Source organism: Bacillus sp. FSL K6-1338 (genome assembly GCF_038006965.1).
Lineage (GTDB): Bacteria > Bacillota > Bacilli > Bacillales > Bacillaceae_G > Bacillus_A > Bacillus_A thuringiensis_S.
Window position 1 is genome coordinate 1 of the sequence record NZ_JBBOWI010000004.1, and the last position, 26094, is coordinate 26094.

Consider the following 26094-nt stretch of genomic DNA (forward strand, 5'->3'; position numbering starts at 1 on the left):
TAGAAGAAATTGCCTTGTCAAAGAAAAAGGATCTAGAGAACAAAATAAATGAACCTACCAAAAAGTCAAAGTCAAAGTTAAAGAGGTATTTCAATGAATAAAGGTCAAAAATTTATTGAAACAAAAGAATATAAGCGATTTGTCGAGTTTTGTGATGCATGTATCAAATATAAATATATAGGCATTTGTTATGGATTACCGGGTGTAGGAAAAACATTGTCCTCAAGGTATTATGCAAATTGGGATTCCATTGAAAAACAAATAGCTTATAAAAAAGCAGATGAAATTCCTTTAAAAACGGATGGAGCAATTCTTGAGGCAAACACAATTTTTTATACAGCTCCAGCAGTACGAGCTACTAAAATGACTGACAATATCAATACTTTAGGATTTAGAATAAATATGTCAAAGGCGATGTATAAACTACATACTACGGGCGAAGAAGAATATTATTCAGATTCCTATAAAGATATAGATTTAATCATTGTCGATGAAATTGACCGATTAAAACTGCAAAGTTTAGAACAACTTAGGGATATTTATGATCAAAACAACGTAGCGATGATATTAATTGGAATGCCTGGCATTGAAAAGCGATTAGCTCGATACCCTCAACTCTACTCTAGAATTGGATTTGCCCATGAATTTGATAAACTTAGTAAAGATGAAACCCATCATATTTTGGAATATAAATGGAGAGAGTTAGGACTTTCTATAAAGCTTGAGGACTTTTCCGATTATGAGGCAATAACTAGTATAATAAAGATTACTGGAGGGAACTTTAGGCTCATACAGAGACTGTTCACTCAAATTGAAAGAATACTCGAAATTAATAAGCTTGAAACAATAACAACAGAAGTTGTTGAAGCCGCACGAGATAGTTTAGTAATCGGAATCAAGTAAATAAAAACGCTATCGTTTTATATGATGATAGCGTTTTTATATTTACTTATAATGCAAAATATTACTTAAAACAAGCGCAAAATAACTCCAAAAGTGACAATAAGAGATTTAGCAGACTCAAAATTATTTACAATAGATAAAGCAAGTGAGTATCCAAAATTAGAAGCCATTTTACGTGGACAAATAAATACAAAGGTCATTAAAGAAAATTATGAGGATGTTTTGCGATTAGCTCACTCAATAAGAGAAGGAACAGTTTCAGCATCCCTTATTATGGGGAAACTAGGATCTTATTCAAGACAAAACAGCTTGGCTATAGCCTTACGTGAGATGGGTCGAATAGAAAAAACAATTTTTATTTTGAATTATATATCGGATGAATCATTAAGAAGAAAAATACAAAGGGGATTAAATAAAGGAGAAGCCATGAACGGATTAGCAAGAGCTATTTTCTTCGGAAAACAAGGTGAGCTTAGGGAACGGACTATACAACATCAATTGCAAAGAGCCAGTGCTTTAAACATAATCATCAATGCTATTAGTATTTGGAATACCTTACATCTAACTAAAGCAGTTGAATATCAAAAACAGTCTGGTAGTTTTAATGAAAAATTATTACACCATATGTCGCCTCTAGGTTGGGAACATATTAATCTACTAAGAGAATATCATTTTAATTCGGAGAAAGTGGTCTCGTTAGATTCTTTAAGACCATTAAAACTTTCTTAACGTTGTAAAAATGGGGGAATCGTCAGGAAAATAGGCTTAGCGTTGTAAATCCGCATTTTCCTGACGGGACCCCTTTTATTGCTTTTAATTCTTCTATATTTTCCTTTGAGTATCTGCGATGCCCTCCCTGGCTTCGCTCCGTTTGTATATTAAATTCGTTCGACCATACTTTTAACAAATCGGTTGTGACCCCTAAAAGATCCGCAATAATTTTCGGTGTATGCATTTCCGATTTTAGTTCCAATTTTCATTCCTCCCCCAAAAGCGGAATACGTTTTTTTACTCATAAAACACGATTAAATCAATATTTCAATCAAAATCGGAATACACTTGCAACCGATATAAAAACCGATTTTAAAAACGATTTAATTTCGAAATACATTCCGATTTTACCACCGATATGTATTACTTCTCGATACTAACATGAAAAACTTTTTTATTTATACAAGATTTTATGCAAAAAAAGAATAGCAAGGATCCCTAAAATCACCGGTATATCAACCATGTATAAAATCATGCATATCCATTTTGCTAGAAAAGAAAAAAGAACCCCATAAAAATAAGGGTTCTTTCTTTACTATTGCTACCGATAATGATGCGTTATGTTAACCTTACATGAATACTATATACAGATAAAAAAACCCAACATACGGCTTCTTCTAAATGATATAATTAAAAAAATTTAGAATTTAGGAGAAAAACTTTGAAGAAATTTCGAGGAAAGAAACGCTATTTTCGTCAATTATGGAAAAAAACAAACGTACATACTTGTAATATTTTACTTGATAATAAGGCCTGGTTCGATTTTTGGCCTACTCATCTTGATTTTTGGGGATTTGGTAATAATCGTCTAAAATTTAGAAGAGAACATATAAAAGCACATATAACTCTTTATAACAACTTATTAACAGAACTCGAAACATTAGATAAGCCATATCAATCTTGGATATGTATCCAGGTACACGATGCTGGACAAGATGCAGTGTATATTCACACATCAAATCCTAATAGCAACAATTATCCTTACAAAAATTGCGAAATAAATTGGGATTGCGCTGTCCCTAATATGTTCAAGGACATTGTAAACTTAGATAAGCAAAATGTTGGTTTTTTAAGTTCTGAATATGGAGAAATGTACTATATTCAATCAAAATTTCATGGAGATCGACTCTAGGAACTGGTTAAATTTGATAATATAAAAAAAGAACTTCCGAGAACGAGAATTATGTAAATAAAAAAGCCCTGTTGCAAGCAAAAACAGGGCTTTTTTAAGCTATTCCATACAAGGACTACTAGCCTAAAAGTTTTACATATTATTATTTTTTAAATGATGGTAAATATTTAGTTGGATCTACACGTTCACCATGAAGTGTATCTGTCCTTACCTCCAAATGAAGGTGATTCCCTGTCGCTTCTCCCGTTTTACCAACTTCCCCTATCTTTTGACTTGCTTCTACTGTGTCACCTTTTTTCACTGATATCTTACTCATATGGGCATATAAGGTATAAAGTTTCTTTTTATTATGGGTATGTTCAATAACTACTACATTACCATAATCAGTAAACCCATTATTTTTGCTTCCAAAATCAGCAAAAACTACTTTACCAGATTGAATTGCATCTATTCTTGTTCCTTGTGGTGCTGCAAAATCAAAGCCTTTATGTACTCTACCCTTCTTTTTATCTAAATTATAGGGATCGGTGGAAGTTACCTTTTTCATATCTATAGGCATCTTTGCTATATCTTTAAATTCCGATGCCTTAACTGCAGCGTTGATTTCATACTTCACTGAATCATAATCTAGCGATTCAGCAAATGCATTTCCACTAACCGAGAATAATAAACCTGTTGCTAAGGTACTTACTATCACTTTCTTAAACATAATTAATCCCCCTTAAGTACTTTATAAGTTACACATTAAATATATCACTTTTGTAAGATTTGTTAATATTTTGAATTTTTATAAATATTTATTTAAATTTTAGTAATATTTGGATTCTATTTTATCAATTAGAAAATAGAGGGTTGTCAAAAAGCGTGTAAAACCACATACAAATCCTATTAAATTAATGATAAATTGAACTACCTTAACTTTAACTTCGTTTAGAACGAGGGATTCCTAAGTAAAGAGTTCTATCAAACTCTAATTTATTGACTATCTCCGTAGTTTTTGTGGTTAGAAGCCTTATCACCTCATTGTATAAGGGAAATTTTCTACCGAAAAAAAGAAAAGATACAAATACATTGTAAAAAACTCATAAATATCAATTAAAGTTAACAATAAATTTATTGTTAACTTTAATTGATATTTAAAAATAAAAATAATAATAAAACCTCATATTTACGGTATTTATTATTATTTTTATTTGTTAACTTATTTCAAAAATACACTTCCAATAATGCTAAAAAAATGTTATCTTGTTAACAAGATAACTAAAGGAGTGAATAGTTAATGAAAATTACTATGATGAATAAGGATTCTGGTAACTCACTTGATATGAACTTAATTGATGGTTTCTATATCGAAACTCCTACAAACGTTGTAGAAATCAGTAAAGACGAAGCTGATTCACATTTTGTAGCAACCATTACTAATCCTAAAGAATTATTATCTCGCCTACTTATTTCAACAACAATCCCAGGAGAAGACACTGAACGATTCTTCTTAGTTGGCGACGAAGCTGGAAAACATGCATTAGCTAACAATCATGTCAATAAACTCCATGATAAAATTACAAGTCCTATCCCTTACGTAATGTTCTTATCAGCTGTTTCTTTCTATCATGCTATTAATGAAACTCGTGAATCAGATGACAACACAGTTGAAATTGAATATTTCCAAACAATGTTACCTATATGGTTACTAAAACGAACAGCTAAATTTAGTGAAGCGCAAAATGCAATGGCGGAACGATTTGCTGGAGAGCATGAAGTTACAATACATACACCAGGAATGGAAAAAACATTAAAAATAACTGTAGAAAAGGCAACTTGTCGTATCGAAGGAGAAATTGCACGTTTAGCAATTAAAAAGAATTTCGAATTAGAAGATCGTGAAGAAGCAAGACAATTCGATAACAACGATACAGTACTTGTTGATATTGGTGGCGGAACGATTGATCTAGTATTATCACCAGCCGGTTTAAAATCACCTAAGAACCGTGATTCAATGCAACCGATAGACAAATTATCTTATCTATCTCATATTGAAAAATTAAGAAAAGAAAAGTTCTTAGAAAAATTCTCTGATTTACGTTCATTTGAAACATTTATAGTGAACAATTTCCAAAAACCCAAAATGGAATTAGTTGACGGAAACACTGGTCAGCGCGTAGATTTAACGGAAAAAATTCGCTCTTCCTTAAAAGAGTTTGCTAAGTTTCTAATTTTAAAAATCCAAGATGTAATGCCTGCACCAGCTGATAAAGTTTATAAATATGTTTATTTCGGTGGTGTTGCCCCAATACTAGAAACTAGCATTCATGAAGTCATTGAAGAAATGTATGGAGCTGAAATCGCTCAAGCAAATCATATTTTCTTACCAGATTCACGTAAATTAAATTTATATGGTCTTGAAGTAAAAAGTCGCGGTGAAATGCTGCAAAAAACAGAGAAATAAGTATAGTCAGAAAGGAGGAGCCGCATTATGGGACGTACTAAAAAGACCGAGAAACAAACAGTGTTTGGGCTTCGAACAGATCACATGAGCGAAGAAGTTTATAATCACCTTGAGCAAAAAGCCCGCTCAAAAAAGCTTGCAACTTATATTATTCAATTAGTTGAACAAGACTTAACACAAAAAGAGCCCTTTGATGCAAAAAAAGAACTTCTAAAAGTCTCAAAAAACCAAGAACAAATGATGAACGCTATAAAATATATTACACAAACCATTTCAGATCTCCAGGTGGCTCCTGTATCTGCTGTTCTTATGCAAAGCGATGAAAATACCCATAATTCTCTGGCAGGCGATTTATTAAAAGATGTAGGCCAAATGGGACAATTAATCACTAATACCAACATTACAGGTTCATTAGATGAAGACGATTTAGAAGATCCTGATTTCTAAAACAAAAAGAGTTGCCTGTATGAGAGCAACTCTTTTTGTTTTGTATAAACTTAAAATATCCCAAATAGCTTCTTCCTTTTGGGTTCTTGGTTAGAAATATCAGCTTTGGCATTGAGTTTTTCTAATTCCGTCATAATAAGATCAAGTTTCTTTTCTAATTCCTGATTTTTTTCACGCTCCGCTTCAAGCTCTTGTTTAAATAAATCATTGCTTTGACGTTCAATTTCAAGTTCTTTTCGAAAACCTATAAATTCAGTCTTGATATCTTCTAGGAAGTTCCTGATTTCGCTTGATATGGATTGTAGCGCGTATCGCTCCTCTTCACTTTGAACCCTTGTCACAGCAACCTCCGAACGCGCTACACCCTGTGTCGCACGGGAGTGCTGCGTCATCAACACGCTAACAGCGTGATTCAATGAAACCTTAGTTTTTTCTCTAATCTCTTTCAAAGTATTAAAAACTGTTACATCATCAGCATGATACAGCCTTGTATCCCCATCTTTATTAAACTCATAGCCTTGTTTTTCGAGTTCTAAGCTATATTTTCTGATTGTACTTTCTGCTAGATTGGTGATACGGGAGACATCTATTGTTTTTAAATATACTTCACTTACAACATCATCTCTGTTCTCCATTCAACCACCTCCATTATAGTATCGCTACACTCTTACCACAGTATCATTTTACTAATCCTTAATACTCATTGTACACTTTTAATCCCACTTGCAAGTAAGTTTTTTTATCTCTCAATTCCTGCTTAATACTCGCAAGGGAATCCCATGGCGCTCCGTATTATTTTCTATTAGTCTTCGCTTTAGCTACTCAGCATACCTGTATCAATACTATAGCACCCGTTAATTTTGATCTTTGTTATAGGGATCCCTAATTCCATTTAATTACTCTGTTAATTCTTAGAGTATCTTTTTTCTGTCTTCCCATTACTTTAGTTTATTCTCTAATAACCACGCATTCACCTTGTGCTATAGCATTGATATACTCTTAAATAAAATTTTGATAAAATGCTAGAATCACAAAAACTTATAGACGCCACCCACGAGCAAAAGCAAGGATTCTGGTCTAGGCTCTTTTCAAAAAATAAAGACGTATGATAATTTCATCATACGTCTTTATTTTTCTTCTAACAAAACAAGCTCTGATTTTGTAGAAGGTTCTATTCCTAATTCATTTAATTTTGCCACCAACAAAAGTATTTGTTTTTCAAACCCATTATTTAATGCAATGTCAGTAATACGAATTACCTTCCATCCGTTTGTTTTCATGTATTTATCCCGTCTACTGTCTCGTTTGATTCCTTCTGGTGTCCGATGAAAAGGCCCATCAATTTCTACATCTATTTTTAAACCATTCGGAGAAAAAAACGCAAAATCTAACTTAAAACGTTTATTAGGTACTTTATATTGTACAGTTGGATAATAACCTTTAAAGCGCAATGCATCATATACTCGCTTTTCTAATTTGTTAGAGCATTTTGCCCGTTGTGAATCATTATTGGGATTATAAGTAGATGATGGAGTAAGAATTTGTGTTAAAAGATAAAATATCATTGTACAAGCCAATACAACCAATAAACCTGTCATTTTTTCCACTCCAATAACAATTTTGAGTTAATGTTCAAAACGTAATATGCCCCACAGCTTTTCAATTTATCCATTTTTCAATTATTTATCTTATGCGAGTAAAACAAAATAGTCCTTTTGCATGTTCTCTAGATACAGATTAAGTTAAATTTCTTTGGAAAGTGCTTTGCAAAGATTTGTTGTATGATGCGTAAGTCAAATCTTTGCATTGTATGTATACCTCATTCCAAGTGAAATTATCAATAAATCGTTCGTGTAAATACTTTATGAATCTCGTTCTCTTGTATTTTACTTAAATTTAAGTTGAATTGAATTGTATATGAATTTAACTTCCTGTCCATAATTGTAAATAAAAAAATAAGGACAGGAGAGTGAAATAAATGTTTTTCCGCAAAAATAGAACTAAATTAAAAAAATGGTTAGATCGGCAAGGAATCGAACAACAGGAACTAGCCAAAAAGTCAAAGGTTTCTGTTCAAACCATCAGTAAAGCATGTAGAGATACAAATTATATCCCAAAACCTGAAATCATGAAAAAACTATTAAATGCTATTAGAAAAATTGATCCTTACGCCAAAATCAATGACTTTTGGGATATGTAAAAAGCACAAGAAACAGTATCTTGTGCTTTCATAATTTTACTTTGACTGAACCTACTTGAACCGAAATGTCTTTAGGTTGCTGTACTTGTGCAAGAAAATGTTGAATAGAGGGCGCTTGAAAAATACGGAAATTAGAACTAGAGATTGGATATTTGAGGTCAGTAAGGATTAAAAGTGAGGGAAATACCATATTATGTTTCGGTTGCCAGGATTCTTTTTTCCATTCCATGCTACGATAATACGATTCGTAACGTTTTATTTTCGTTTGGATCGTAGCCTTATTATAAATGGAGTTTTGGACTTCTATAAAAAATGGGCTTTTACGCCAAATGGTAAATATATCGGGTTCCATATAACCTTTTTTGTATTTAGGTTCTACTTGAAAAATTTTCGGTCTTTCGGTTCGTAATAACTGCTTATATACATCCACAATCGCTAAAAAGTGACATATCTTTTGGCTTCCTTTACGAATGGTATTTGGATAGGAGAAATACACGTATGGACGTTGTGATGTATCTACATCAATATATCCTTCGCGGCTTAACCGCTTTGTAACAGTATTACAGCATGTTACTGCATTTTTCACGTTTCTAAAATGAAGGTCAATAATATCATCACGCGACATACATCTAAATTGCTGTAAATGGCCTATAATTTGTTTATCTCTATTCGTTAACATCATCTAACACCCCAAAGACTTTATCTTCTTGATGCTCTTGTTCTTCCTTCTTTACACTTTGTTCTTTAGATAAACGATACGGTTCTATGATTTCTTTTGCCTGGTCCAATGCCAAAAAAGGCGCTTGCACCTTTTTTAAACCATCTAATTTTAAAACCATTTGGCCCGATTGACTTAAATTTTCTGATCCAGGCGTCCCCACAATGTTACTATTAATTAAATCCGCACATTTAAAGCCCATTCTTACCGTCAAATTGAGCTTTAACTTACCATCAAGTATTTTTGCATCTGGACGTTGCATACTGAGCATAAGAAAGATACCAAGCGATCTGCCGACAGCTGATATTTTTTCTATTATGGTGATACATTCCTTTTCGTCCTGTAGCATCGCTACTTCATCAATAGCAATAAAAATATAGGGTAAAGGTTTATCTTTTGTTATTTGATTGAATTCATCAATATGACCCAGCTCATATTCCTCCATTAGCTTTCTTCTATGCAATACCTCTTTCCATAATTTTGATAACATAGTTGTCATTTCATGTTCTTCCATGCAAACATACTTCACGTGCTTCACTCTTCTTAAAAAATGAAACTCTGAATTTTTTAAGTCTCCCAGGTATAAATGTAAATGATTTGGTGACATATGTTGGATTAATGTCGCTAAAATTACACGCACCATACTACTTTTTCCACTTCCTGTTTCTCCCGCAATGAGTAAATGAGGTGTATTTGAATCAACCATATCATACACAATCGCATTTCCGAATTGATCCCGCCCTACTACCACAGGAAGACGATATTGTTTCAATAATGGTTGCCATTGTTTATAACTGTAATCGTAAGGCTGTAAGCTCGCATTAGAATGAAATACATGGAGTACGAACTTTTTAATATCGCCTTCCATCATAAGATTTTCGCCTAGTATTTGTTGAAAACAAAACCATTTCTTATGAATTTGGGCTGGATCAACGCCATTTGGCAATGTAAAAGTGTACCGTACACTTTCTCTCCCTTCGTAAACATCATGAATCGTAGGATAAATGGGGACCTTTCCACCTCGTGTAATATGTTCATCGTATAGCCTTGCTTTCTTAAATACTTCTTCTAACTGATATTTATATTTTTTCTTCTTTAACCACCTTTTCATTGTTCACCCTCCTTACAACATAAGTAAAATGCGAATAAATACATACCCAATTAACCCAATGCCTCCAATTCTTACACCATAATATAGGCTATTAGAAAGGAGATTGGATGCAAAAACATAATCATTTCGTACTAAGTATTTCTCTAATAAAACAGCTCCAATTGTAAGGCTGCCAACTATTCCCAGGGCTACATACGTATGAACGAGCGGTGATGACATATGAAAAAATGTGAACGGACTAATAGGGCCAATACTATATATTTTTGTTTTCTTTTTCTTCTTATACGATTGGTCCATAAAGGCTTGAAAAGAAATAATTTCTTTTCGATTCAGCATGTTTTCCCTCCTAAAAAAAGAATATCGTTAACAAATTGGGTATCCAGTTTAATACAAAGTATATACAATCTAACACCATATGAGAGGTATTCTTAATGAGTTCAAATGTATCAACAGGTACATTTGTTATGAAACTTGCAAGTTCATCTGGTAACTTTCGTATTTCTTGTGCTGTACTGTCTAATGGTTCTGTCACATACTAACTAATCCACCTATATAGGAAATCTGTTGTATCCGTTGTACTCATTGCATTTTGATTAAGTGCATCCCACCCACACATAATTTCGTTTGTTGAACTTCCGCACCATTCTGTAATTTCTTTCATATTTCGAAATTGCGGACTAGGTATGTTGTTCCATCCTCTCGTTGGATCATCCCTCAAATAGTATTTAATTTGATTGCCAATAATCTCATAAGAATTGTTCATTGTTCTCCCTCCTTTTTCTCATTCCATTTCTCCTACTATAAACAAAACTCAAAATGCCCTAAAAACATGTGATAATCAGAGATTTCTTTTGATAGTGCTATCATGATAGATTCTTTGGTTATAAGGTTGATATCCACTTTGGTAATTGCTTTGGTAAAGAATATGTATCGTTGATTGTCTGATATGCAATTTCAAACCTTGTCTTTGCAAATAAACCTTGCTATCGTCCCCAATTCATAAACTTTAATGATACAATATAAGAGGAATTTTAAATTAATTCAGAAAATAGAGGAGGAAACAACTATGTCACTTTTACAGCAACATTTTGAAGAAAGAAGAGAATACATTTTCAATCGTCTTAAACAACCAGAATACATGGAAAGAAGCATAGAAAAAGTTCGCCAAGCTCAAAAAGAGATCAAAAATACAGTGCGAACGATTAAAGATTTGTTACTCTTAGACAAAACAACTGATCCTTGTTTACCAGAGGTCGCTCAATTTTCTCTTCAACACATTATAAATTCAGAGTCATTTGAGAATGTCAAAAACCTTGTTCCATCCTCTATAAAAAAGTTAAATGAAGAAGAACGCGCAAAAGTGTTAGATGAAACATTAAGCGTAGCAAACCAAATCATGAATTTAGAACGTACTGTTTTTATCATGATGTTTAATGCAAAAGAGAAAATCCTCATGGATTCTTATAAGAAAAAGCGTAGATCACAAACAGAACTTCATTATGATGTTGCTGACAAAGAAGGGTTCGACAAGGCTTTTTATGATGAGCGTATTGATTCATTACAAAATGATATTCGTGTACTATCTTTCAAAAAGCTATGTGAAAATGAACCCGCACCAGAAGACTTAGAACTATTCAAACAACGTTATGAAACAATTATTTTGCCAAAAGTACAAGAAATTGTTTCCCAAATTGAACCAAGTTTAATAGATATAGACGTATTTTTTAATCCAGTAATCGAGTATGGTGTAGGAGACATCACTCTAGATGAAATGATTCAAAAACTACACAAAAACCTTTCTCTATTTCACGAATTATCGAAGGTTGAATATTGCCCAACGGTTGAGCTAACCGTAAAAGAATATGTATTCTTAGAAGCTATGAACAGTTCCCAAAAAGGAGAGGAGTTGCAACCATTAAAATGATGTATACACAAGAGAAGTTTTATGAAACGTTAATAGAAGAAAAGAAAGATGTGACGATTTTTCTAATAAACGGTGTCAGAGTACCTGGAAAAATTATCGCTGTTGATAAATTTTCGGTATTAGTTTTCAGCAATGGAAAGCAACAGTTCCTTTATAAACAAGCGATTTCGACTGTTTCTTTATAAAACAAAAACAATACAAAAAACTTTACAATTATAGCGCTTTTATCCTTTTTGAATATATCCCACTTCAAAAATTTACATACATAATGTACTCTATATATAAAAGTTAAGTTTTTTTCCTTTAGGGCAAGGTTGGTTTCAGCCTTGTTTTTTGTTTGCAATTTTTGGGGTACATTTTTTATCAAGATTCTACATAAAGGAGTTTAACGGGGAAAGTGGATATTAGAACGCTACATGACATGATTGAAGATCAAAAAAAAGAATTGAGCTATCTTGTAAAAAATATGGATTTAGCCATCAAAAAGTAATTGATTTTAGTCAAAAATTAGACCTTTTAATTTATGAAGCAATGGGAAAATATCGATTAGATCAAAAAATGATAGTAAAAAAAGAATCCTTAATTCAATAAGGATTCATAACAGAAAGATAAGAGACAGATATAGAAATAAAAAGAATTAATTATATTATAATTCAAAAATATGAAAAGCCATATTGAGAAGAATTTAGATTGAATTTTCTGATTAATTGTTTTAAAATAAAAACGGGTTGTAGTAACAAGCTGTCATTAAACCCCTTACACCAAATAAATTGTCCTTTTTTATGTAGATAGGCTCTCTTGCTTTTCTTGCATGAGAGCCTATCTGCATTCGGGAGCTACCTTTCATTATTATAAAGAAAGAATCCATATAAAACCAATGCGTTTTTTGATATTAAAACGCTACATTTTCTATATCTTATGATAAAATTAGTGATTGAGGGTACATTTTTTCAAGAGAAAAAGGCAAACAATATAAATACTTTCTGAAAGTGTTCAATTCAAGTTCAACAAAAAGCATTTGTTATTCTATAGCAAATGCTTTTTGACAAATAATGACGTTTCTTATAACATAAAAAGGTTGAGTGGGCGAGACTCGATTTTTGTGTAAATTTCATTCATTTTCTAAAAATTCCTACTTTAATGGTAGGAATTTTTTAATATGGAAACTACCGAAATATATTGAGAAATAAGTGATGAGATTGAATTTTCTTATTCTTAGACATAAAATAAATATGAGTTGGAGTAGCAACTAATCTTAACCCTTATACGAAAAAGAGATCGGATATTCCGATCTCTTTTTCCATACATATAATAGATTACTATGTTGCCTAATTACAGTTAGAAACTCACTTTTAGTATATAAAAATTTCATATAAAATCAATAGATTTTTACAAGGTAAAAACTTGCCACTTATATATCTGATTATCTTAGGATTTCATTTTACAAAGAGTTAAAAAGCAAACAAATTACATACGTTCTGAAAGTGTTCAAGGTAGATAAAGAAATGAATGAAATTATTATAAAAATTTCTATTTTTCTATAGTAAAGTATAGCTCCTTTCTTAAAAACTTAACTTTACTATAGAAAAAAGGTTCTGTATAAAAACATGTAGAATTAGCACATATCGCAGTATTTTATAATTGAAGAGGTGATTATGCTGAAATATTTAACAAAATTAAAAAACTCATTAACAGGTCTGAGAGGGTATTTAGAATCCTATCCATTAACTTCATTTTTTGTAATGGCATATTTATTCTCCTGGATTGTATTAATTCCATTTATCCTATCTCAATGGGGTATTTTACCTAAAATAAAAACGTTTGATATTTTCTTTTTTGCCAATGCATTTGCAGGCCCTATGTTAGCAGCGTATATCATGTTTCGAACTCTTGAAGGTAAAGATTCGTGGAAAAAGATCAGAAAAAGCATCATATCTACTAAAATCGGTTGGAAGTGGTACTTATTTACTCTCATCGTTATCCCTGCTGTAATGTTTCTAGGCATGGTGATATTAACTGGAGGTATACCTGCTTTCCGTGGCATTAATTCTGAATTTTTTATAACTTATTTCTTCTCTTTTATAGCTATTTTCTTTCTCGGTGGACCTTTTCCTGAGGAAATCGGATGGCGCGGTTTTGCCTTGCCTCGATTACAATCGAAGTTTGGACCGTTAAAAGCTACATTACTCCTTAGTGTTTTGTGGGCTTTTTGGCACCTTCCACATTTCTTAACGGCTGCACAAAGGGGAGGACCGGGTTCTGATCTTTCTATTCTATATATTCATTTACCAATTTTTATTTTGCTGTGCTTGCCAATCGCAATCATTCTTACTTGGGCCTATAACTGCCATCGCGGTAACTTATTTATTGTTATGTTGATTCATGCGAGTGTAAATACGTTTAGCCTGGCTCAAACTCATTCCATCAACCCTGTTTTAAAGAATACAGATTTATTTGTAGTGATAGGGTTGGGCTTTATTGCTTTGCTTATCCTTATTTTCACACGAGGCAACCTTGGATATAAGCAAAATTCTAATCAGGTAGGATTCAGTAACAGCCAAACTATAAGTGAATAGAAACGAAAACCATAAAATAGTGTTAATGGATTTAGGGCGGTATCCCTACTATTTTAATATTTACGTATCCGATTAGAGCGAGTTTACTATTAAACATAATTATTAAAACTTTAGAAAATAGTAATCACTTGAAAGGCATGTAAGACATGCCTTTCTTTTTTATGTATAATTTATAGCTTAACTTCAAAAGATAGTTCTTTATGCTTATATTCACCCCACAATATTTTCGAACTTTTCCATAGTATTACTAATTTCAATTTGATTATTAATCACTTCTCTTTGTAATTTTTCAGTCACATTCCTAACAATGGTTACACCATTTGTGATACTCTCTACATTTAAATTTATTTTTTTTATTGCACCATCAACATTACTTGCCAATCTTCTTACCTCTTCTGCTACTACTGCAAATCCACGTCCATGTTCTCCTACTCTTGCCGCTTCAATTGCTGCATTTAAAGATAAAATATTAGTTTGGGAAGAAATTTCCTTAATCATTTGAGCAATTTCACTTACTAAGTTAATCTGTTCTTTTAAAGATTGTAGCGCTTTCATATTTTCCTTAGAATTAATGTCGACTTTACTTCCTAAATCTATAGATAAATTCTTTAAATGTGAAACAACTTCTCTTGTTTGATTTTCACGATTTGTAATATCCGTTGCAATTTTTAGTACAGCATCTACTACCCCTTGTTCATTTTTAATTGGAATATAGGTAGCCTCAAACCAAGTTAAATCGCCTTTTTTACCAACTCTTTGAATTTTCTTTTGAAACTTAATTCCCTTTTTTAAATTCTCCCATAACTGATTATATTCTCTACTATTTATAAAACTATGGGGACAAAATTGTTTATGTACCATGTTCTTCATTTCACTGATTGTATAACCTAAAGCTTGTGCAAAATGATCATTTACCCAAATTACCTCTGTATCTAAGTTAAATTCTATCATTGCTAAATTGGATTCCAGTCCAACCAAAATCATTGTTTGATCTAGTACCTGATTGCTTACACTTGATGAAAGATTCATAATAACCTCCATTTATCGTTTACACATATTATAACATTTAATAAATATAATTAATACAATAAAAGGACCTACTTGTATTAACAAGACATAGGTCCTTTTATGATTTAAATGTTAAAAACATAAAAATATTATAAACGAATTTTAATTTACTTTACGCCCACTTGATTCCAAGCATTTTCTACTGCTTTATAGGTTGCACTACCATAGCCATCATAATCAGCTGCGGATTGTAATAAAGCTGTACGAGCTTGTTTAAAATCACTTGTTGGTGTTAAATATGTTGTTAACGCGCGATAATAGATCTTTTCTGCTTTCTCTTTACCAATAGCATTGATTGTCAGATATGCAGCCTTATTCGGAATACCACTATTAATATGTACCCCACCGTTATCGCCTTCTTCAGTTGCAGGAAGGTATTGATAATCCCTCATATGAGAAGGTTGGCCATATTTTTCAGGATTTGATAAACTGCGAAGTGCATCTCCAGAAATACCAGGCGTATATACAGCTTCTCCTAAATCCCAATTTGTTGGATCAACAAAATATCCAAATACATCAGAGAAAGATTCATTTAATGCACCTGATTGATTTACATAACGAAGATCAGCTGAATACTGTGTCACAGCGTGAGTTAATTCATGCGCAACAACATCAAGGGAACCTGAAAGTGGAGAGAATATGCGCCCATCACCATCTCCATAAACCATTTGCTGCCCATTCCAAAATGCATTATTTACATTTACTCCATAATTTACACCAGAGCGAATTGTTTTTCCTTTTCCATCAAAACTGTTACGATTGTGAATATTTTTATAGTAGTCATAGACTTTTCCAGCATTATAATGAGCATCGACCGCAGGTCCTTGATCTTTATTTATCCAAGCATTATCATTATCCAGTAGACGATAGTTAACTGGATAATCTGCATCACTATGATTTACCGTAAATGTTTCAATATAGCCTCCATTCATAGGCTTTGTTGTGTCTTTTAAATAGTATTTTTTCTGTACACTATCAAATGTTGTATTCAGTTCTTTTCGATCCCCTAATACTCCATATCCATATCCTTTTTGAGCGCTATCTGCGTCTGTAACTGCATTATATGAATCTATGATTGATCCATCTTCTGCATTCACATAAATTTGCCAGTTAGCTCCATAAGGTTTAATAAATTGCAGTTGCACTTTAAACGTTAGATAATACTTTCCGTCTTTTTCATATACAACTAAGTCCGCTTTTTCATTTGTAGAATCTAAGTTTTCTTTTACCTGGTCTAATGTGTTTCCATCTACTTTTACTAATGTATCATTTTTTGTAAGTTTAATATGTTTCCAAGCATTTGAAAGCGCTGTTTCTTTTGTAATCTTTGCTTCTGTATCACCTTTTAAACTTTCTGCAGCAGCCGGATGAACATCTCCATTTACTGTTTTTACCTTGCCCTCTTTATCTGTATGAACAATGAATTGTGCACCATCAACAGGCACCTTATTTACAGACCTTGTATAAACATAATGTTTCATACCTAAATCATCCGATTTCACTTCTTTCAGTGTCAGATCCGTTTGTGGATTTACCTTAAATAGTTCTTTATTTTCTTCAAGAAACTCTTTCACTGCTTTTTGAGTTTCTACCTTTTTATCAGATAATTCACCTGAAAGAAATGATGGACTTCCTTGTTCCTCATTCCAATTCTTTTGTTGCACTTCCATTTTATCCATTACTTCTTTTTGGGATGCTTGTTCTTCTGCAAATGCAGTTGAAAAAGGCGCACCTAACATTGTTCCTGCAGCAAGCAATGTAATAACAGTTTTTTTCATACATTTTCCCCCTTCAATATAAGTAAAATAAAAAATATAATTACAAAATTAATTATACAATTACTTTCAAAGTATTTATATAGATATGAATAATTACATATTCATATCTATAAAGTATTGTCTATTTCCAAAATGAATTCAGAATATTAAAATTAAAGGGCGTAAGGATGTTTCTAAAAAATGAGTTGAAGGGATGATTTTGAATACTTCATCTATAAAAAATGCCTGCAAATTTCTCTAGGGGTATTTTTATGATTTATTATTGATTGATTCCTTTTCTATCTACTATTTTCTTATAACAGCCATGTTTAACTATCTTTCTCACATTTTATGATCCTATTTATTAGCTAGAGAGCATTCCAAAACTAGATTTTAATTGTGTCATATTTATTGCATATTAGAATTCCAAGAGGTATTATAAGGATATTCGAATAAATTAAAATAGTATAGAAATAAAATGAAAGGAGTATTACATCATGAGTTATAAAAAAGTAGTGTGTACTTGAAATTTTAAAAAGTTAAACAACTTAATTTTTCGTTTTAATAGTGTTTTAAACATACCATATGAGGATGTGAGAAGATGAAGCTTGCACAAAGAATTTTAATTATAGTTGCATTTATTTTATCTCTGTGGAATTTTTCTAATGTCAATGATGTGTTTGCCGAGGAAGTTGAATTTTCAGGTGTAACTGCTCCCATCGGAGTAAATGTGCGCGATAATAAAAATTTAACTGGAAATATAATAGATGTTCTTCAAGGAAATCAAACCGTTTACTTCAATGGTTGGGAATATGGAGAGGGATTAAAGGATTATTGGACTGGAAGTATAGATAATCGTTGGTTTTATTTTTTTAAAAACGGTAAAAAAGCATATGTTGCTTCGGCATTTATAAATGGAAATCCACCTAATTCTACAACAACTGTTAAATTAAATGTTCCTAATATTAAACAACAGCAGTCTAATTGGTGTTGGGCAGGTACTTCAGTATCTGTTTTAAACTATTTGGGGCAACCAACTACACAACAGCAATTTGTAGGATATGTAAAAGGTGGCTTATACAATTATCCAGCTACTTCTAGAGAAATACAAAATGGTCTTAATTATTTTGGTTTAACTTCAACAATTAATAGGGGAACTCTTTCTTATGATGGGTTTAGAAGCCAAATTAATAGCAATAAGCCAATGATTACACTTATTAACTGGAAAAATGGAGGGAATATTGGTCATTTTCTTGTGTTAGATGGTTATTTTAAAGGTATAAATAATATGAACTATATTACTTATATGGATCCTTGGTATGGAGATCATTATCAACATAACTTTGAATCATTTAAAAATAACGATAGATTTTGGTGGAATGAAACAGTTCAAGATATTAGTAGAGAATATTAAATGAAAATAAGAAGGGAAATAAGTTTATGAAAAAAATAACGAGAACTATAATTTTAGTTGTATTTTTTAGTATTGCATTAATAAGTATGAATAAAATTGCTCAAGCAACTGATAACTCTAAAGAATCACCTGAAAAGATAGCACTAAAAGATTATCAAAATAGTAAAGGCACTCTATTAAAAGATGGCAAGCAACTTCATCAAAATCATAATTTTACGTCTAATTCAACTTTAGAAATATCCACATTTTTTTTCCATGTTTATGAAATACAACAACAAAACATTATAAATAATGACTCCAAAAATCTATCTGAATATTTATTGCCTACAGATGAAAAATTATGGTTTATTTTAAATAGAAACAACCCAGAGGGATTAATTTTTACAAACGAACAAGAGCCTATACGTATGGGGGGAGAAAACCGTAGTAAAGATTTATATAAAATCTATAGGTCTATACAAACAAATGTAAAAAAAATCAAAGAAATTATATATATTGAATTTGAAGGACAAGGATTATTTGTTGTTTCTCACGAAAATGGAGAAGAAGTATATGCAAGTGAGGGTGCTTCTCTTATCTTAGGAGTTCCATCAGCAAAAAAAATTAATCCTGATGAAATCATTTTAAAAATAAAGGAAAGAATTCTCTTATCTCAACAATAAGATTTAGGAATAGATACGAGAACGCCAACAGGAAAATTCTTTTTAACCGTCATGGCCGCCTTTAGTGAACTAGATCGAGAAATGATTAAGGAGAAACAACGTGCGGGAATAAAGTTAGCGAAACAAAAAGGAGTGTATAGAGGAAGATTGAAGAAATATACAGACAAGCACCCAGGTATGAATCATGCGATTGAATTAAGGAAGCATACCAATAAAACTGTTAAGGAAATCTGCCAGATTACAGGTGTGAGTCAGGCCGCTCTGTATCGTAGATTAAAAGAACTTGAATAAAGTTCTTTCTTTAATTTGTAATTAAACCCCAGAGTGGCCCCTCATACCCAGAATCGTTTCCGTACCCCTAAAATAACTGTTTTTAAAAATAACCCATTATCTTCCTTGAAATATTTGATACTATAAAATAAAGAACATTCAATTTATATAGGAGGGTGTAAAATGGGAATTAAAATGTCTAGTGCTTATCATCCCTTTTTAAATAGAATTGTCGGGATTGATGAGATTCAAGAAAATGAAGCCTTACAAACTGATTTATACTGTACTGATGAAAATTGTCGTAAACAACTTAGTTTTGTGGATGAGTTCGAACGTAAATATAATGACAAAACAATAAAAGTAAGAGCATTTCTTCGCTTAGCTGGTAAAGAAAAACATATTGAAACTTGCCAATTCAACACTGCTGATCAAGTTAAAGTAATTGCAAGAAGTGCAGAAGACTTAATGACTAGCTTAGAAAATGGAAAGTATGAATTTAGACTACATGTTATTAAAAACGCTTTACACAAAAAGAAAAACAGCGCTGTAGCTAGTGATGTTTTAGTACCAACAGGTGCCAAACAAAAGAATCCTCAAAAAGTTTATGAAAATAAAGGGAAGCTTTCTTCTTACCTTGCATCTATGAAAAAAATTATGCAGTTACGTACTCAACTTGAAGATCAAGACAGAGAATTACGTAATCTTGTAGTATTAAAATTTCATAACAAAAAGATTGATTGGAATAAATTTTTTTATGATACCGAGAATTTTAGGGAGGCTTTCGACTACCTTTCTACATCTCCAGATCATCCCATTTGCCTTCATGGTCGAATTAAATCAATAAACAAACCAACTGAAACATTCCCATACCATAGCATTTCACTTTATTCTCCTTGGGTTGAAAAAGCAGATAAAGATAATATAAAGCGAATTCCTTCCGTTTCTATTACGATTTATAATAAATCACTTGTTGAGGAAGTTATGCAAAAGTTTGAAGAAGGGATCAAACATATAGCTATTTTTTCCGATATAAATTATAAAGTTTCAAAAATAGTAATAGATGAGAAGAAACAAGAAAAACCTCAATATTTAAATTTGCAAGGAAAGTTAAACCGTCAAAAACAAATCCATATGTATTAAGTTGATCGAAACTTTTATTAAAGATCCCTAGTTACAATTAATTCCGTAACTAGGGATCTTTAATATTATATCCATTGCAATCAATTTCCTAATTTACTTTACAACAATTTTCACCTGCGCCCCGTCTGGTAATTTCTCCACTTTATTACCTATATATGAGCCTGCGCCACGATTATCAGCTGGTTTTATATGCCTAATATCAGCACCTTTTCCGCCTTCACGACAAAGGTCCATAGGATATTCATCCCGATCATATCCTTTTTTCGTTGGAACATTTGCTAATGATTGTTTTCTTCTTTCTGCGGCTCCACCCCGATCAATTGTACAAATATCTGTTTTGCCACTTGCAATCGCATCTTTAATATGCGCCGCGGTTTCCGGATACTTATTTGATGGAAACTCTATAACTTGTGCAATATCTTGTGTTCCACTTGTTTGTTTTGCAGGATTTGAATTTTGAATTGCTGAACATCCCGAAAATAGTAATCCCATTACTAAAATACTACTTACCGCCCCTTTAAAATTCATTATGCTCCCCCTTATGAAAATCTTAATCGAATTGGCTAAACGCGTAGTCATAAAATGCATCTGCAACATTCTCCACAAGATGATAAGAAACATACTTCTCCAATGCTTTCATTAACCTAGGCTTTTCATCTATAAAATTAATCGTGTAATCTATTAAGAAACTCCAATTCCAGGATGGAATTGCAATCAAACAACTATTTTTCATCTCATGTTCGCAAAAATAAACTGTTGGTGATTCATAACTTTTTAGAATTTCAAACTCTACACATTCCATCTATACCCCCCTATTCTTTATTGCTTAAATTAGAATATTTCTTATATCTTTTTTGTATATCATTAGTAATACTTATACTGACTATAATTGCTACCGCCAAGTACTTTATGTATTTAAAACCTGTATGCCCTACAACAACTATACTTCCAATAATAAGAACTATCGTGGTAAGAAATGAGATGATAAAAATACGTTCGTACTTTCGGGATTTACTTTCCTGTTCTAATCTTCCCTCTTTCATACTCTGGTTTCCCCCTTTGGATTCTTATAAAGTGAAATCCTCCATTGTTTTACGAATTTCATCAGCTTCGACACCAATGTATTGTAAAGTTTGACCTTGCGTCGCATGGCCAAATAGTTTCATCAAATAGTACACATCTTTCTTTCTCTGATAATAGTGATATCCAAACGTTTTTCGCATACTATGTGTTCCCCATTGTTCTGAATCAATACCGCAAGCCTCGGTCGCCTTATACAAGAAATTATGTACCATTTGTCTTGTAATGGGTTTATCCCCTTGACGACTTGGAAAAATCCAATCAGAATCAGCACGATTGCTTGTGTATTTCGCAATTTCTTGTTGTAAGACTGAATTGAAATACACTTCTACCGTTGTATCTGTTTTTTCCATTTTAATTTTCATGCCATCTTTTCCACGAACATCTTTTACACACAACCGTAAAATGTCACTAATGCGTAAACCTGTGTTAATTCCAAAATAAAAAGTAATTTCGATATGAGGAATTTTGCAACAGCCAATCTTTCATTTCTTCAATTTTTTCTATTGAACGAATTAGCTCATTTGCCCCAGGTTTTCGTCCCCCTTTCGTCATAAAACTTGACCTCCTAAAACTCTGTTGTAAGCTACAATATGTAAAACTTACTTTAACAATAACTATATTTTGTTAAACTGATAATCTTTTTCTTTTTATTTTATAGCGAAAAAAAAAACAGTAATACCATAGAAAATCGCATGATATCGCTAGTTCTTATGAGTTTAACATTTTGTATGTTTTATAAAACTCATTTTTTCTTTTTAATCTTTAAATATGTTCCATAAGGTGTACCTTTTGATGTACAGGTTTTATTTTTTTGATATGAAAGTAAAAAATATTTACAAGTGTATATTTTTTAAATAGCCATTTTAGTTTTATATTTTACAGTTAAGTTGTATTATTTGTGCAAATGAAGAGGGAATATTATATAATTTAGGTAACATTTTAGTTTTATACATTAATCTGGAATTGTATAAATTTAAAAGATAAGCTTTCAAATTTATACAATGCTATATTATTTAGGAGTGATGAAATGAGAGCCATTCATTTATCTGATTTTCATATATCAAAAGAAAATTTATCTGAATTGAAAAACTACATACTTAATCCTTTAATAAACGACTTAAAAGATTTACATAGTCAAAAAGAAATCGATTTTATATTTTTTACAGGAGATTTAATTGATAAAGGCGGAGCTAGTTTTGAATCAATTGCAGAGGCATTTAAAGCTTTTGAAGTAGAAGTCATAGATTATATCACAAGTGAACTTGGTATACCCAAAGAAAGGTTCATTATTAATCCAGGTAATCATGATATTTTAAGAACAGCTGATGATTCAATTCAAGAATTGGGTCTAAAATCATATTTTAAAGACTTAAATGCTATTAATGATTTTATGAAAAATAAAGAGCAGTACAGCAATTCTACCAAAAGAATTCATGCGTATAATAAATTTGAAGAGGAATTATATAAAAATTCATTAAACACAAATATTAATTATTTCGAAACAGTTCATAAATATACTATAGGAGGATGTAAAATTGGAATAACATCTTTAAATTCTTCCTGGCGTTGTTATGATAATGAAGATAGTGGGAATTTATTAATTAGTGAGAAGCAAATTATGGATTCAGTAGGTATGATAGAAGATTGTGATGTGAAAGTAGCTCTTATTCATCATCCAATTAAAGATCTTTCCACAGTTGAACAAAAACTTATTAAATCTCGGTTGAATTCTAGTTTCGATCTTCTCTTATTTGGACATGTACATAATACTGATACTTATCAGTTTTCGGATATGACAGGAACTTCGATAAACTCAGTTTCCCCTTCCGCATGGACAGAAAATCGGTACAATACAGACTATGAATATCTAAATGGATATGTCTTAATAGATTACGAATATGCTAATTGCTGTACATTCACATATCGTTGTTATTCTAATATAAAGAATGCTTTTATTACGAATACTCAGCTAGGCATGGAGGAAGGGAAGAGTTTTTTTTCTTGCCCCAATAAGACTGCATTAGAAAGTTTTAAAAAAAAGAAAAAATTATTCAACGACTTGATGCAGTGTACACTGAAACAGTAAATGAACATTTACTAACATATAATACTGACACAATTGCACCTAAAAAATTAAATGATTTATTTGTAATGCCAAAAATTGTACAGAAAAATGAAGACTTTGTAGAAGAAGATGTGTCAAGGGTCTCTGATAAGAATTTTTCAATGCAAGATATTTGTAAGAGCAAAGAAAATATAATGCTTGTTGGCGTCAAAGAAGCTGGTAAAACAATTTTATTAGATAAAATTATGATAGAATATTTAAATAATTTTAGTTTTCACGAAAAAATCCCGGTCTATTTAGACTTTGAAGAAATTAATGGCAGTAGCATAGACACTCTAATTGCTAGATTTACTACTACTTCTATTCGTGAAATAAGGGATGAGACTTTTAATATTAATGATATCGTTTTGCTGATTGATAATATTCAATTTGAAAATAAACATTCTTCTTCTTTAAATAAGCTAACACGTTTTATTTTAAATAATTCAAATGTAAGGATAATAACAACCTGTACGTCAAATGGAGAAGGAGAACTTCCTTTATCAGCAATCGGAAATTCCATTCTTGAGCATTTTTGTATTACGTATATAAAACAATTTAATACAAAAGATATTCAAACTTTAATGAGTAAATGGTTTATTGATAGATCTGAGGTTACTTCTAAAAAGGAGCACTTAGATAAAGTAATTAGTACGTTTAATGCCTTAAATATTCCTAGAACCCCTTTAGCAGTATCAATGTTTTTATGGATTATTGAAAAACAAGAAAATTATTCTCCAGTAAATAACGCACAAATGTTAGAAAATTTTTTAGAAAGATTGTTTTCTAAATCAGATACATATGAAGTTTATTCAGCTGATTTTACCTATAAAAATAAAGAGTCTTTATTAACTGATATAGCTTATGAAATGTATTCCAATAAAAAAATTCGATACAGGTTAAGTTACGGAGAGTTAAGAGACTATATAGAACAAAATTTGAAAGAGAAAATGTTTGATTTTGATGCGGATATAATCTTAACGCATTTCCTAAATAAAGGTGTTTTCACATGTGAAATGGAAGAATCAATAAAATATGTACGATTTAAATTCTCTTGTTTTTTCCAATTTTACTTAATGAAAAGTATCGACTCTAATCAAGAATTTAAAGATTATATTCTTACTGATCGGAACTATTTGAACTTTATTGATGAATTAGATTATTATACAGGTTTAAAAATGAATCAATTAGAATTAGTTGAAAAAATAGTAAATAATATGAATGAAGACTATAAAGATGTAAAGAAGAAAGTAACACATCTAGGTATTGATACTTTTTTTGAGACTAAACATACAATAGTGAGTAAATTAACAACAGAAAAAGTAGAAGGTATAACTCTAGAATTAAAGAAAAATGATGACTATTATGAAACAAAAGATCGAGAACTAGAAAATCACACTAGTAGGAATATTGAGGTAAAACCAGATTCATTAAATCCAGTACAACAGTTAGAACGAAACTGGGTTTTAGCAGCAAAAATGTTGAAAAACAGTGAAGAAATAAGAAAAAAAGATTTTAAAGTTAATGCTTTAAATGATATTGTTCTCTGTGCGACATTGTTTGCAACTTTATATAAGGTGTTTTTAACTAAGCAACGAAACGAAAATAAAGAACAGTATATGGCAGATGAACAAAATATTGTTGTTTATAAATTATTACCCTTAATCCATCAGGTAATATTAACCCAAACAATTGGAACAGGAAAATTACTTGTCGCTCTAGAAAATATTATTGAAAATGAGCAATTTCATAATAAATCAGAACTTGAACAATTTACCTATGTATTCCTATATGCTGATTTAAAAGGGAAAAACAAGTTTAGTTATATTGACCAATTATTATCAAGGCATAAAATGAGTTATTTAAAAGACATGGTTTTCTTTAAAGTGCTTGAGTATTATAATCGTTTTGATATATCTACTAATGAGGAAACCAAATTTAAAAATTATATTGGAGATTTGACAGTCTCTAAAAATCCTTCTTCTAATCCAAAAATTAATCAGATAAAGAAAGCATCTATAATTACAAAAGTTGAAAAAGAGAAGATTAAGCAGAAATTATTAGTGACCACTTGATAATAAATTTAATATAGCAACATAATATTTTATAGCGTTATTTTTATTTCGATACTTGGACGCCCCTTTGTAGAATAGATATTTTATATGCTGCTAAATATTTAAAACTACTTTTTATGGTCAATAATTATTTAGAGGTTTATTTCTCCATTAGGTTAGAATAGCAAAAAGAACTTGTAGGATTCCTACAAGTTCTTTTTGCGGTTACAGCGAATACACAGGACACAAAAAATATCTCGCTAGTTGTAAAGAGGAAACCATATTGATTACGGCTTGATTCCATTATATAACAA

The 26094-nt window shown here is 31.3% G+C and carries 26 protein-coding genes and 6 pseudogenes; 16 read left to right on the forward strand and 16 right to left on the reverse strand.

Going from position 1 to position 26094, the window contains the following annotated elements; genetic code table 11:
- The first annotated feature begins 93 nt into the window (after positions 1–93).
- The gene (locus NZ044_RS30380; protein WP_340950327.1) at positions 94–903 is read left to right on the forward strand and encodes an AAA family ATPase; all 810 of its coding nucleotides are present in this window, start codon (positions 94–96) and stop codon (positions 901–903) included.
- A gap of 99 nt (positions 904–1002) precedes the next feature.
- Positions 1003–1632 (forward strand): annotated as a pseudogene (locus tag NZ044_RS30385) (Tn3 family transposase); the annotation flags it as partial.
- A 73-nt stretch (positions 1633–1705) separates the two neighbouring features.
- Here NZ044_RS30385 and NZ044_RS30390 read toward each other — a convergent pair.
- Positions 1706–1876 (reverse strand): annotated as a pseudogene (locus NZ044_RS30390) (MerR family transcriptional regulator); the annotation flags it as partial.
- A gap of 459 nt (positions 1877–2335) precedes the next feature.
- Here NZ044_RS30390 and NZ044_RS30395 point away from each other — a divergent pair.
- Entirely contained in the window at positions 2336–2806 is a 471-nt protein-coding gene (locus NZ044_RS30395; protein ID WP_340950329.1) for a hypothetical protein, read from the forward strand.
- 142 nt (positions 2807–2948) lie between these two features.
- Here the strand turns inward: NZ044_RS30395 and NZ044_RS30400 are convergent, their stop codons facing one another.
- On the reverse strand, positions 2949–3515 hold the full coding sequence (locus NZ044_RS30400) for a M23 family metallopeptidase (protein ID WP_340950330.1): 567 nt from the start codon (positions 3513–3515) through the stop codon (positions 2949–2951).
- A 570-nt stretch (positions 3516–4085) separates the two neighbouring features.
- Here NZ044_RS30400 and NZ044_RS30405 point away from each other — a divergent pair.
- Both NZ044_RS30405 and NZ044_RS30410 read left to right on the forward strand, forming a co-directional pair.
- Positions 4086–5252 carry a ParM/StbA family protein gene (locus tag NZ044_RS30405; protein WP_000705234.1) on the forward strand — a complete coding sequence of 389 codons (1167 nt, stop codon included), beginning with the start codon at positions 4086–4088 and terminating at the stop codon, positions 5250–5252.
- A gap of 27 nt (positions 5253–5279) precedes the next feature.
- Entirely contained in the window at positions 5280–5699 is a 420-nt protein-coding gene (locus tag NZ044_RS30410) for a hypothetical protein (protein WP_340950331.1), read from the forward strand.
- 50 nt (positions 5700–5749) lie between these two features.
- Here NZ044_RS30410 and NZ044_RS30415 read toward each other — a convergent pair whose 3' ends face one another.
- Positions 5750–6334: a hypothetical protein gene (locus NZ044_RS30415; protein WP_050224827.1), complete on the reverse strand. Its 585-nt coding sequence runs from the start codon at positions 6332–6334 to the stop codon at positions 5750–5752.
- A 492-nt stretch (positions 6335–6826) separates the two neighbouring features.
- Positions 6827–7297, reverse strand: a complete 471-nt coding sequence (locus NZ044_RS30420) for an endonuclease domain-containing protein (protein WP_340950332.1) — start codon at positions 7295–7297, stop codon at positions 6827–6829.
- 380 nt (positions 7298–7677) lie between these two features.
- Between NZ044_RS30420 and NZ044_RS30425 the strand changes: the two genes are divergently transcribed.
- Complete coding sequence (locus NZ044_RS30425; RefSeq protein ID WP_000466110.1) at positions 7678–7899, forward strand: helix-turn-helix domain-containing protein; 222 nt, start codon at positions 7678–7680, stop codon at positions 7897–7899.
- 28 nt (positions 7900–7927) lie between these two features.
- Here the strand turns inward: NZ044_RS30425 and NZ044_RS30430 are convergent, their stop codons facing one another.
- From NZ044_RS30430 to NZ044_RS30445, 4 genes and pseudogenes are all read right to left on the reverse strand, one after another.
- Positions 7928–8581, reverse strand: coding sequence for a replication-relaxation family protein (locus tag NZ044_RS30430; RefSeq protein ID WP_002081758.1), 654 nt, complete (start codon positions 8579–8581; stop codon positions 7928–7930).
- Positions 8565–9728: an FtsK/SpoIIIE domain-containing protein gene (locus NZ044_RS30435; protein WP_000832924.1), complete on the reverse strand. Its 1164-nt coding sequence runs from the start codon at positions 9726–9728 to the stop codon at positions 8565–8567. The genes NZ044_RS30430 and NZ044_RS30435 overlap by 17 nt, the downstream gene beginning before the upstream one ends.
- A gap of 12 nt (positions 9729–9740) precedes the next feature.
- Entirely contained in the window at positions 9741–10064 is a 324-nt protein-coding gene (locus tag NZ044_RS30440; RefSeq protein WP_000934651.1) for a hypothetical protein, read from the reverse strand.
- Positions 10065–10074: 10 nt separating this feature from the next.
- A pseudogene (locus NZ044_RS30445) lies at positions 10075–10491 on the reverse strand (hypothetical protein).
- A 303-nt stretch (positions 10492–10794) separates the two neighbouring features.
- Between NZ044_RS30445 and NZ044_RS30450 the strand changes: the two are divergent.
- The 4 genes and pseudogenes from NZ044_RS30450 to NZ044_RS30465 all read left to right on the forward strand — a co-directional run bounded on the left by NZ044_RS30450 (position 10795) and on the right by NZ044_RS30465 (position 14228).
- Positions 10795–11652 (forward strand): hypothetical protein, encoded by an 858-nt coding sequence (locus NZ044_RS30450; RefSeq protein WP_000055177.1) that lies wholly within the window; start codon positions 10795–10797, stop codon positions 11650–11652.
- Complete coding sequence (gene hfq / locus NZ044_RS30455) at positions 11649–11837, forward strand: RNA chaperone Hfq (RefSeq protein WP_000990400.1); 189 nt, start codon at positions 11649–11651, stop codon at positions 11835–11837. Before NZ044_RS30450 ends, hfq begins: the two co-directional genes overlap by 4 nt.
- Before the next feature lie 236 nt (positions 11838–12073).
- Positions 12074–12243, forward strand: a pseudogene (locus NZ044_RS30460) (aspartyl-phosphate phosphatase Spo0E family protein).
- 1064 nt (positions 12244–13307) lie between these two features.
- Entirely contained in the window at positions 13308–14228 is a 921-nt protein-coding gene (locus NZ044_RS30465; RefSeq protein WP_000922411.1) for a CPBP family intramembrane glutamic endopeptidase, read from the forward strand.
- 210 nt (positions 14229–14438) lie between these two features.
- Here the strand turns inward: NZ044_RS30465 and NZ044_RS30965 are convergent, their stop codons facing one another.
- The 3 genes and pseudogenes from NZ044_RS30965 to NZ044_RS30475 all read right to left on the reverse strand — a co-directional run bounded on the left by NZ044_RS30965 (position 14439) and on the right by NZ044_RS30475 (position 17074).
- On the reverse strand, positions 14439–14882 hold the full coding sequence (locus NZ044_RS30965) for a methyl-accepting chemotaxis protein (protein WP_372586867.1): 444 nt from the start codon (positions 14880–14882) through the stop codon (positions 14439–14441).
- A pseudogene (locus NZ044_RS30970) lies at positions 14865–15269 on the reverse strand (PAS domain-containing protein); the annotation flags it as partial. The pseudogene NZ044_RS30970 and the gene NZ044_RS30965, both read right to left, overlap by 18 nt.
- A gap of 134 nt (positions 15270–15403) precedes the next feature.
- Positions 15404–17074, reverse strand: a complete 1671-nt coding sequence (locus NZ044_RS30475; protein WP_000754399.1) for a M4 family metallopeptidase — start codon at positions 17072–17074, stop codon at positions 15404–15406.
- Positions 17075–17654: 580 nt separating this feature from the next.
- On the opposite strand from NZ044_RS30475, the gene NZ044_RS30480 reads away from it, so the two are divergent.
- From NZ044_RS30480 to NZ044_RS30495, 4 genes and pseudogenes are all read left to right on the forward strand, one after another.
- Positions 17655–18467: a papain-like cysteine protease family protein gene (locus NZ044_RS30480; RefSeq protein WP_000761920.1), complete on the forward strand. Its 813-nt coding sequence runs from the start codon at positions 17655–17657 to the stop codon at positions 18465–18467.
- Positions 18468–18493: 26 nt separating this feature from the next.
- Positions 18494–19129, forward strand: a complete 636-nt coding sequence (locus NZ044_RS30485) for a hypothetical protein (protein WP_340950335.1) — start codon at positions 18494–18496, stop codon at positions 19127–19129.
- Positions 19130–19420 (forward strand): annotated as a pseudogene (locus NZ044_RS30490) (recombinase family protein); the annotation flags it as partial. It lies immediately after the preceding gene.
- 162 nt (positions 19421–19582) lie between these two features.
- Positions 19583–20539, forward strand: coding sequence for a hypothetical protein (locus NZ044_RS30495; RefSeq protein ID WP_000511678.1), 957 nt, complete (start codon positions 19583–19585; stop codon positions 20537–20539).
- 93 nt (positions 20540–20632) lie between these two features.
- Here NZ044_RS30495 and NZ044_RS30500 read toward each other — a convergent pair whose 3' ends face one another.
- Genes NZ044_RS30500 through NZ044_RS30520 form a run of 5 tightly spaced genes read right to left on the reverse strand, consistent with a single transcriptional unit; the run spans position 20633 to position 22174 of the window.
- Positions 20633–21067, reverse strand: a complete 435-nt coding sequence (locus NZ044_RS30500) for a NucA/NucB deoxyribonuclease domain-containing protein (protein ID WP_001009563.1) — start codon at positions 21065–21067, stop codon at positions 20633–20635.
- Between the two features lie 22 nt (positions 21068–21089).
- Positions 21090–21341 (reverse strand): YueH family protein, encoded by a 252-nt coding sequence (locus tag NZ044_RS30505; protein ID WP_000389052.1) that lies wholly within the window; start codon positions 21339–21341, stop codon positions 21090–21092.
- Positions 21342–21351: 10 nt separating this feature from the next.
- Positions 21352–21582 carry a hypothetical protein gene (locus NZ044_RS30510; RefSeq protein WP_000658017.1) on the reverse strand — a complete coding sequence of 77 codons (231 nt, stop codon included), beginning with the start codon at positions 21580–21582 and terminating at the stop codon, positions 21352–21354.
- A gap of 24 nt (positions 21583–21606) precedes the next feature.
- Positions 21607–22017, reverse strand: coding sequence for a tyrosine-type recombinase/integrase (locus tag NZ044_RS30515; RefSeq protein ID WP_002028802.1), 411 nt, complete (start codon positions 22015–22017; stop codon positions 21607–21609).
- A 31-nt stretch (positions 22018–22048) separates the two neighbouring features.
- Positions 22049–22174 (reverse strand): hypothetical protein, encoded by a 126-nt coding sequence (locus NZ044_RS30520; RefSeq protein ID WP_000160190.1) that lies wholly within the window; start codon positions 22172–22174, stop codon positions 22049–22051.
- Positions 22175–22649: 475 nt separating this feature from the next.
- On the opposite strand from NZ044_RS30520, the gene NZ044_RS30525 reads away from it, so the two are divergent.
- Both NZ044_RS30525 and NZ044_RS30530 read left to right on the forward strand, forming a co-directional pair.
- Positions 22650–23708, forward strand: a complete 1059-nt coding sequence (locus tag NZ044_RS30525; protein ID WP_340950339.1) for a metallophosphoesterase family protein — start codon at positions 22650–22652, stop codon at positions 23706–23708.
- Positions 23690–25801: an NACHT domain-containing protein gene (locus NZ044_RS30530; RefSeq protein WP_340950340.1), complete on the forward strand. Its 2112-nt coding sequence runs from the start codon at positions 23690–23692 to the stop codon at positions 25799–25801. Before NZ044_RS30525 ends, NZ044_RS30530 begins: the two co-directional genes overlap by 19 nt.
- The last annotated feature ends 293 nt before the right edge of the window (positions 25802–26094 follow it).

What these genes read in the sequence shown, in the direction of transcription:
- NZ044_RS30485 (WP_340950335.1), top strand. Translation starts at nt 18,494, where the DNA reads ATGAAAAAAATAACGAGAACTATAATTTTAGTTGTATTTTTTAGTATT.
- NZ044_RS30430 (WP_002081758.1), bottom strand. Translation starts at nt 8,581, where the DNA reads ATGATGTTAACGAATAGAGATAAACAAATTATAGGCCATTTACAGCAA.
- NZ044_RS30505 (WP_000389052.1), bottom strand. Translation starts at nt 21,341, where the DNA reads ATGGAATGTGTAGAGTTTGAAATTCTAAAAAGTTATGAATCACCAACA.
- NZ044_RS30500 (WP_001009563.1), bottom strand. Translation starts at nt 21,067, where the DNA reads ATGAATTTTAAAGGGGCGGTAAGTAGTATTTTAGTAATGGGATTACTA.
- NZ044_RS30510 (WP_000658017.1), bottom strand. Translation starts at nt 21,582, where the DNA reads ATGAAAGAGGGAAGATTAGAACAGGAAAGTAAATCCCGAAAGTACGAA.
- NZ044_RS30380 (WP_340950327.1), top strand. Translation starts at nt 94, where the DNA reads ATGAATAAAGGTCAAAAATTTATTGAAACAAAAGAATATAAGCGATTT.
- NZ044_RS30420 (WP_340950332.1), bottom strand. Translation starts at nt 7,297, where the DNA reads ATGACAGGTTTATTGGTTGTATTGGCTTGTACAATGATATTTTATCTT.
- NZ044_RS30440 (WP_000934651.1), bottom strand. Translation starts at nt 10,064, where the DNA reads ATGCTGAATCGAAAAGAAATTATTTCTTTTCAAGCCTTTATGGACCAA.
- NZ044_RS30450 (WP_000055177.1), top strand. Translation starts at nt 10,795, where the DNA reads ATGTCACTTTTACAGCAACATTTTGAAGAAAGAAGAGAATACATTTTC.
- NZ044_RS30480 (WP_000761920.1), top strand. Translation starts at nt 17,655, where the DNA reads ATGAAGCTTGCACAAAGAATTTTAATTATAGTTGCATTTATTTTATCT.
- NZ044_RS30525 (WP_340950339.1), top strand. Translation starts at nt 22,650, where the DNA reads ATGAGAGCCATTCATTTATCTGATTTTCATATATCAAAAGAAAATTTA.
- NZ044_RS30520 (WP_000160190.1), bottom strand. Translation starts at nt 22,174, where the DNA reads ATGACGAAAGGGGGACGAAAACCTGGGGCAAATGAGCTAATTCGTTCA.
- NZ044_RS30405 (WP_000705234.1), top strand. Translation starts at nt 4,086, where the DNA reads ATGAAAATTACTATGATGAATAAGGATTCTGGTAACTCACTTGATATG.
- NZ044_RS30415 (WP_050224827.1), bottom strand. Translation starts at nt 6,334, where the DNA reads ATGGAGAACAGAGATGATGTTGTAAGTGAAGTATATTTAAAAACAATA.
- NZ044_RS30495 (WP_000511678.1), top strand. Translation starts at nt 19,583, where the DNA reads ATGGGAATTAAAATGTCTAGTGCTTATCATCCCTTTTTAAATAGAATT.
- NZ044_RS30465 (WP_000922411.1), top strand. Translation starts at nt 13,308, where the DNA reads ATGCTGAAATATTTAACAAAATTAAAAAACTCATTAACAGGTCTGAGA.
- NZ044_RS30425 (WP_000466110.1), top strand. Translation starts at nt 7,678, where the DNA reads ATGTTTTTCCGCAAAAATAGAACTAAATTAAAAAAATGGTTAGATCGG.
- NZ044_RS30400 (WP_340950330.1), bottom strand. Translation starts at nt 3,515, where the DNA reads ATGTTTAAGAAAGTGATAGTAAGTACCTTAGCAACAGGTTTATTATTC.
- hfq (WP_000990400.1), top strand. Translation starts at nt 11,649, where the DNA reads ATGATGTATACACAAGAGAAGTTTTATGAAACGTTAATAGAAGAAAAG.
- NZ044_RS30435 (WP_000832924.1), bottom strand. Translation starts at nt 9,728, where the DNA reads ATGAAAAGGTGGTTAAAGAAGAAAAAATATAAATATCAGTTAGAAGAA.
- NZ044_RS30475 (WP_000754399.1), bottom strand. Translation starts at nt 17,074, where the DNA reads ATGAAAAAAACTGTTATTACATTGCTTGCTGCAGGAACAATGTTAGGT.
- NZ044_RS30410 (WP_340950331.1), top strand. Translation starts at nt 5,280, where the DNA reads ATGGGACGTACTAAAAAGACCGAGAAACAAACAGTGTTTGGGCTTCGA.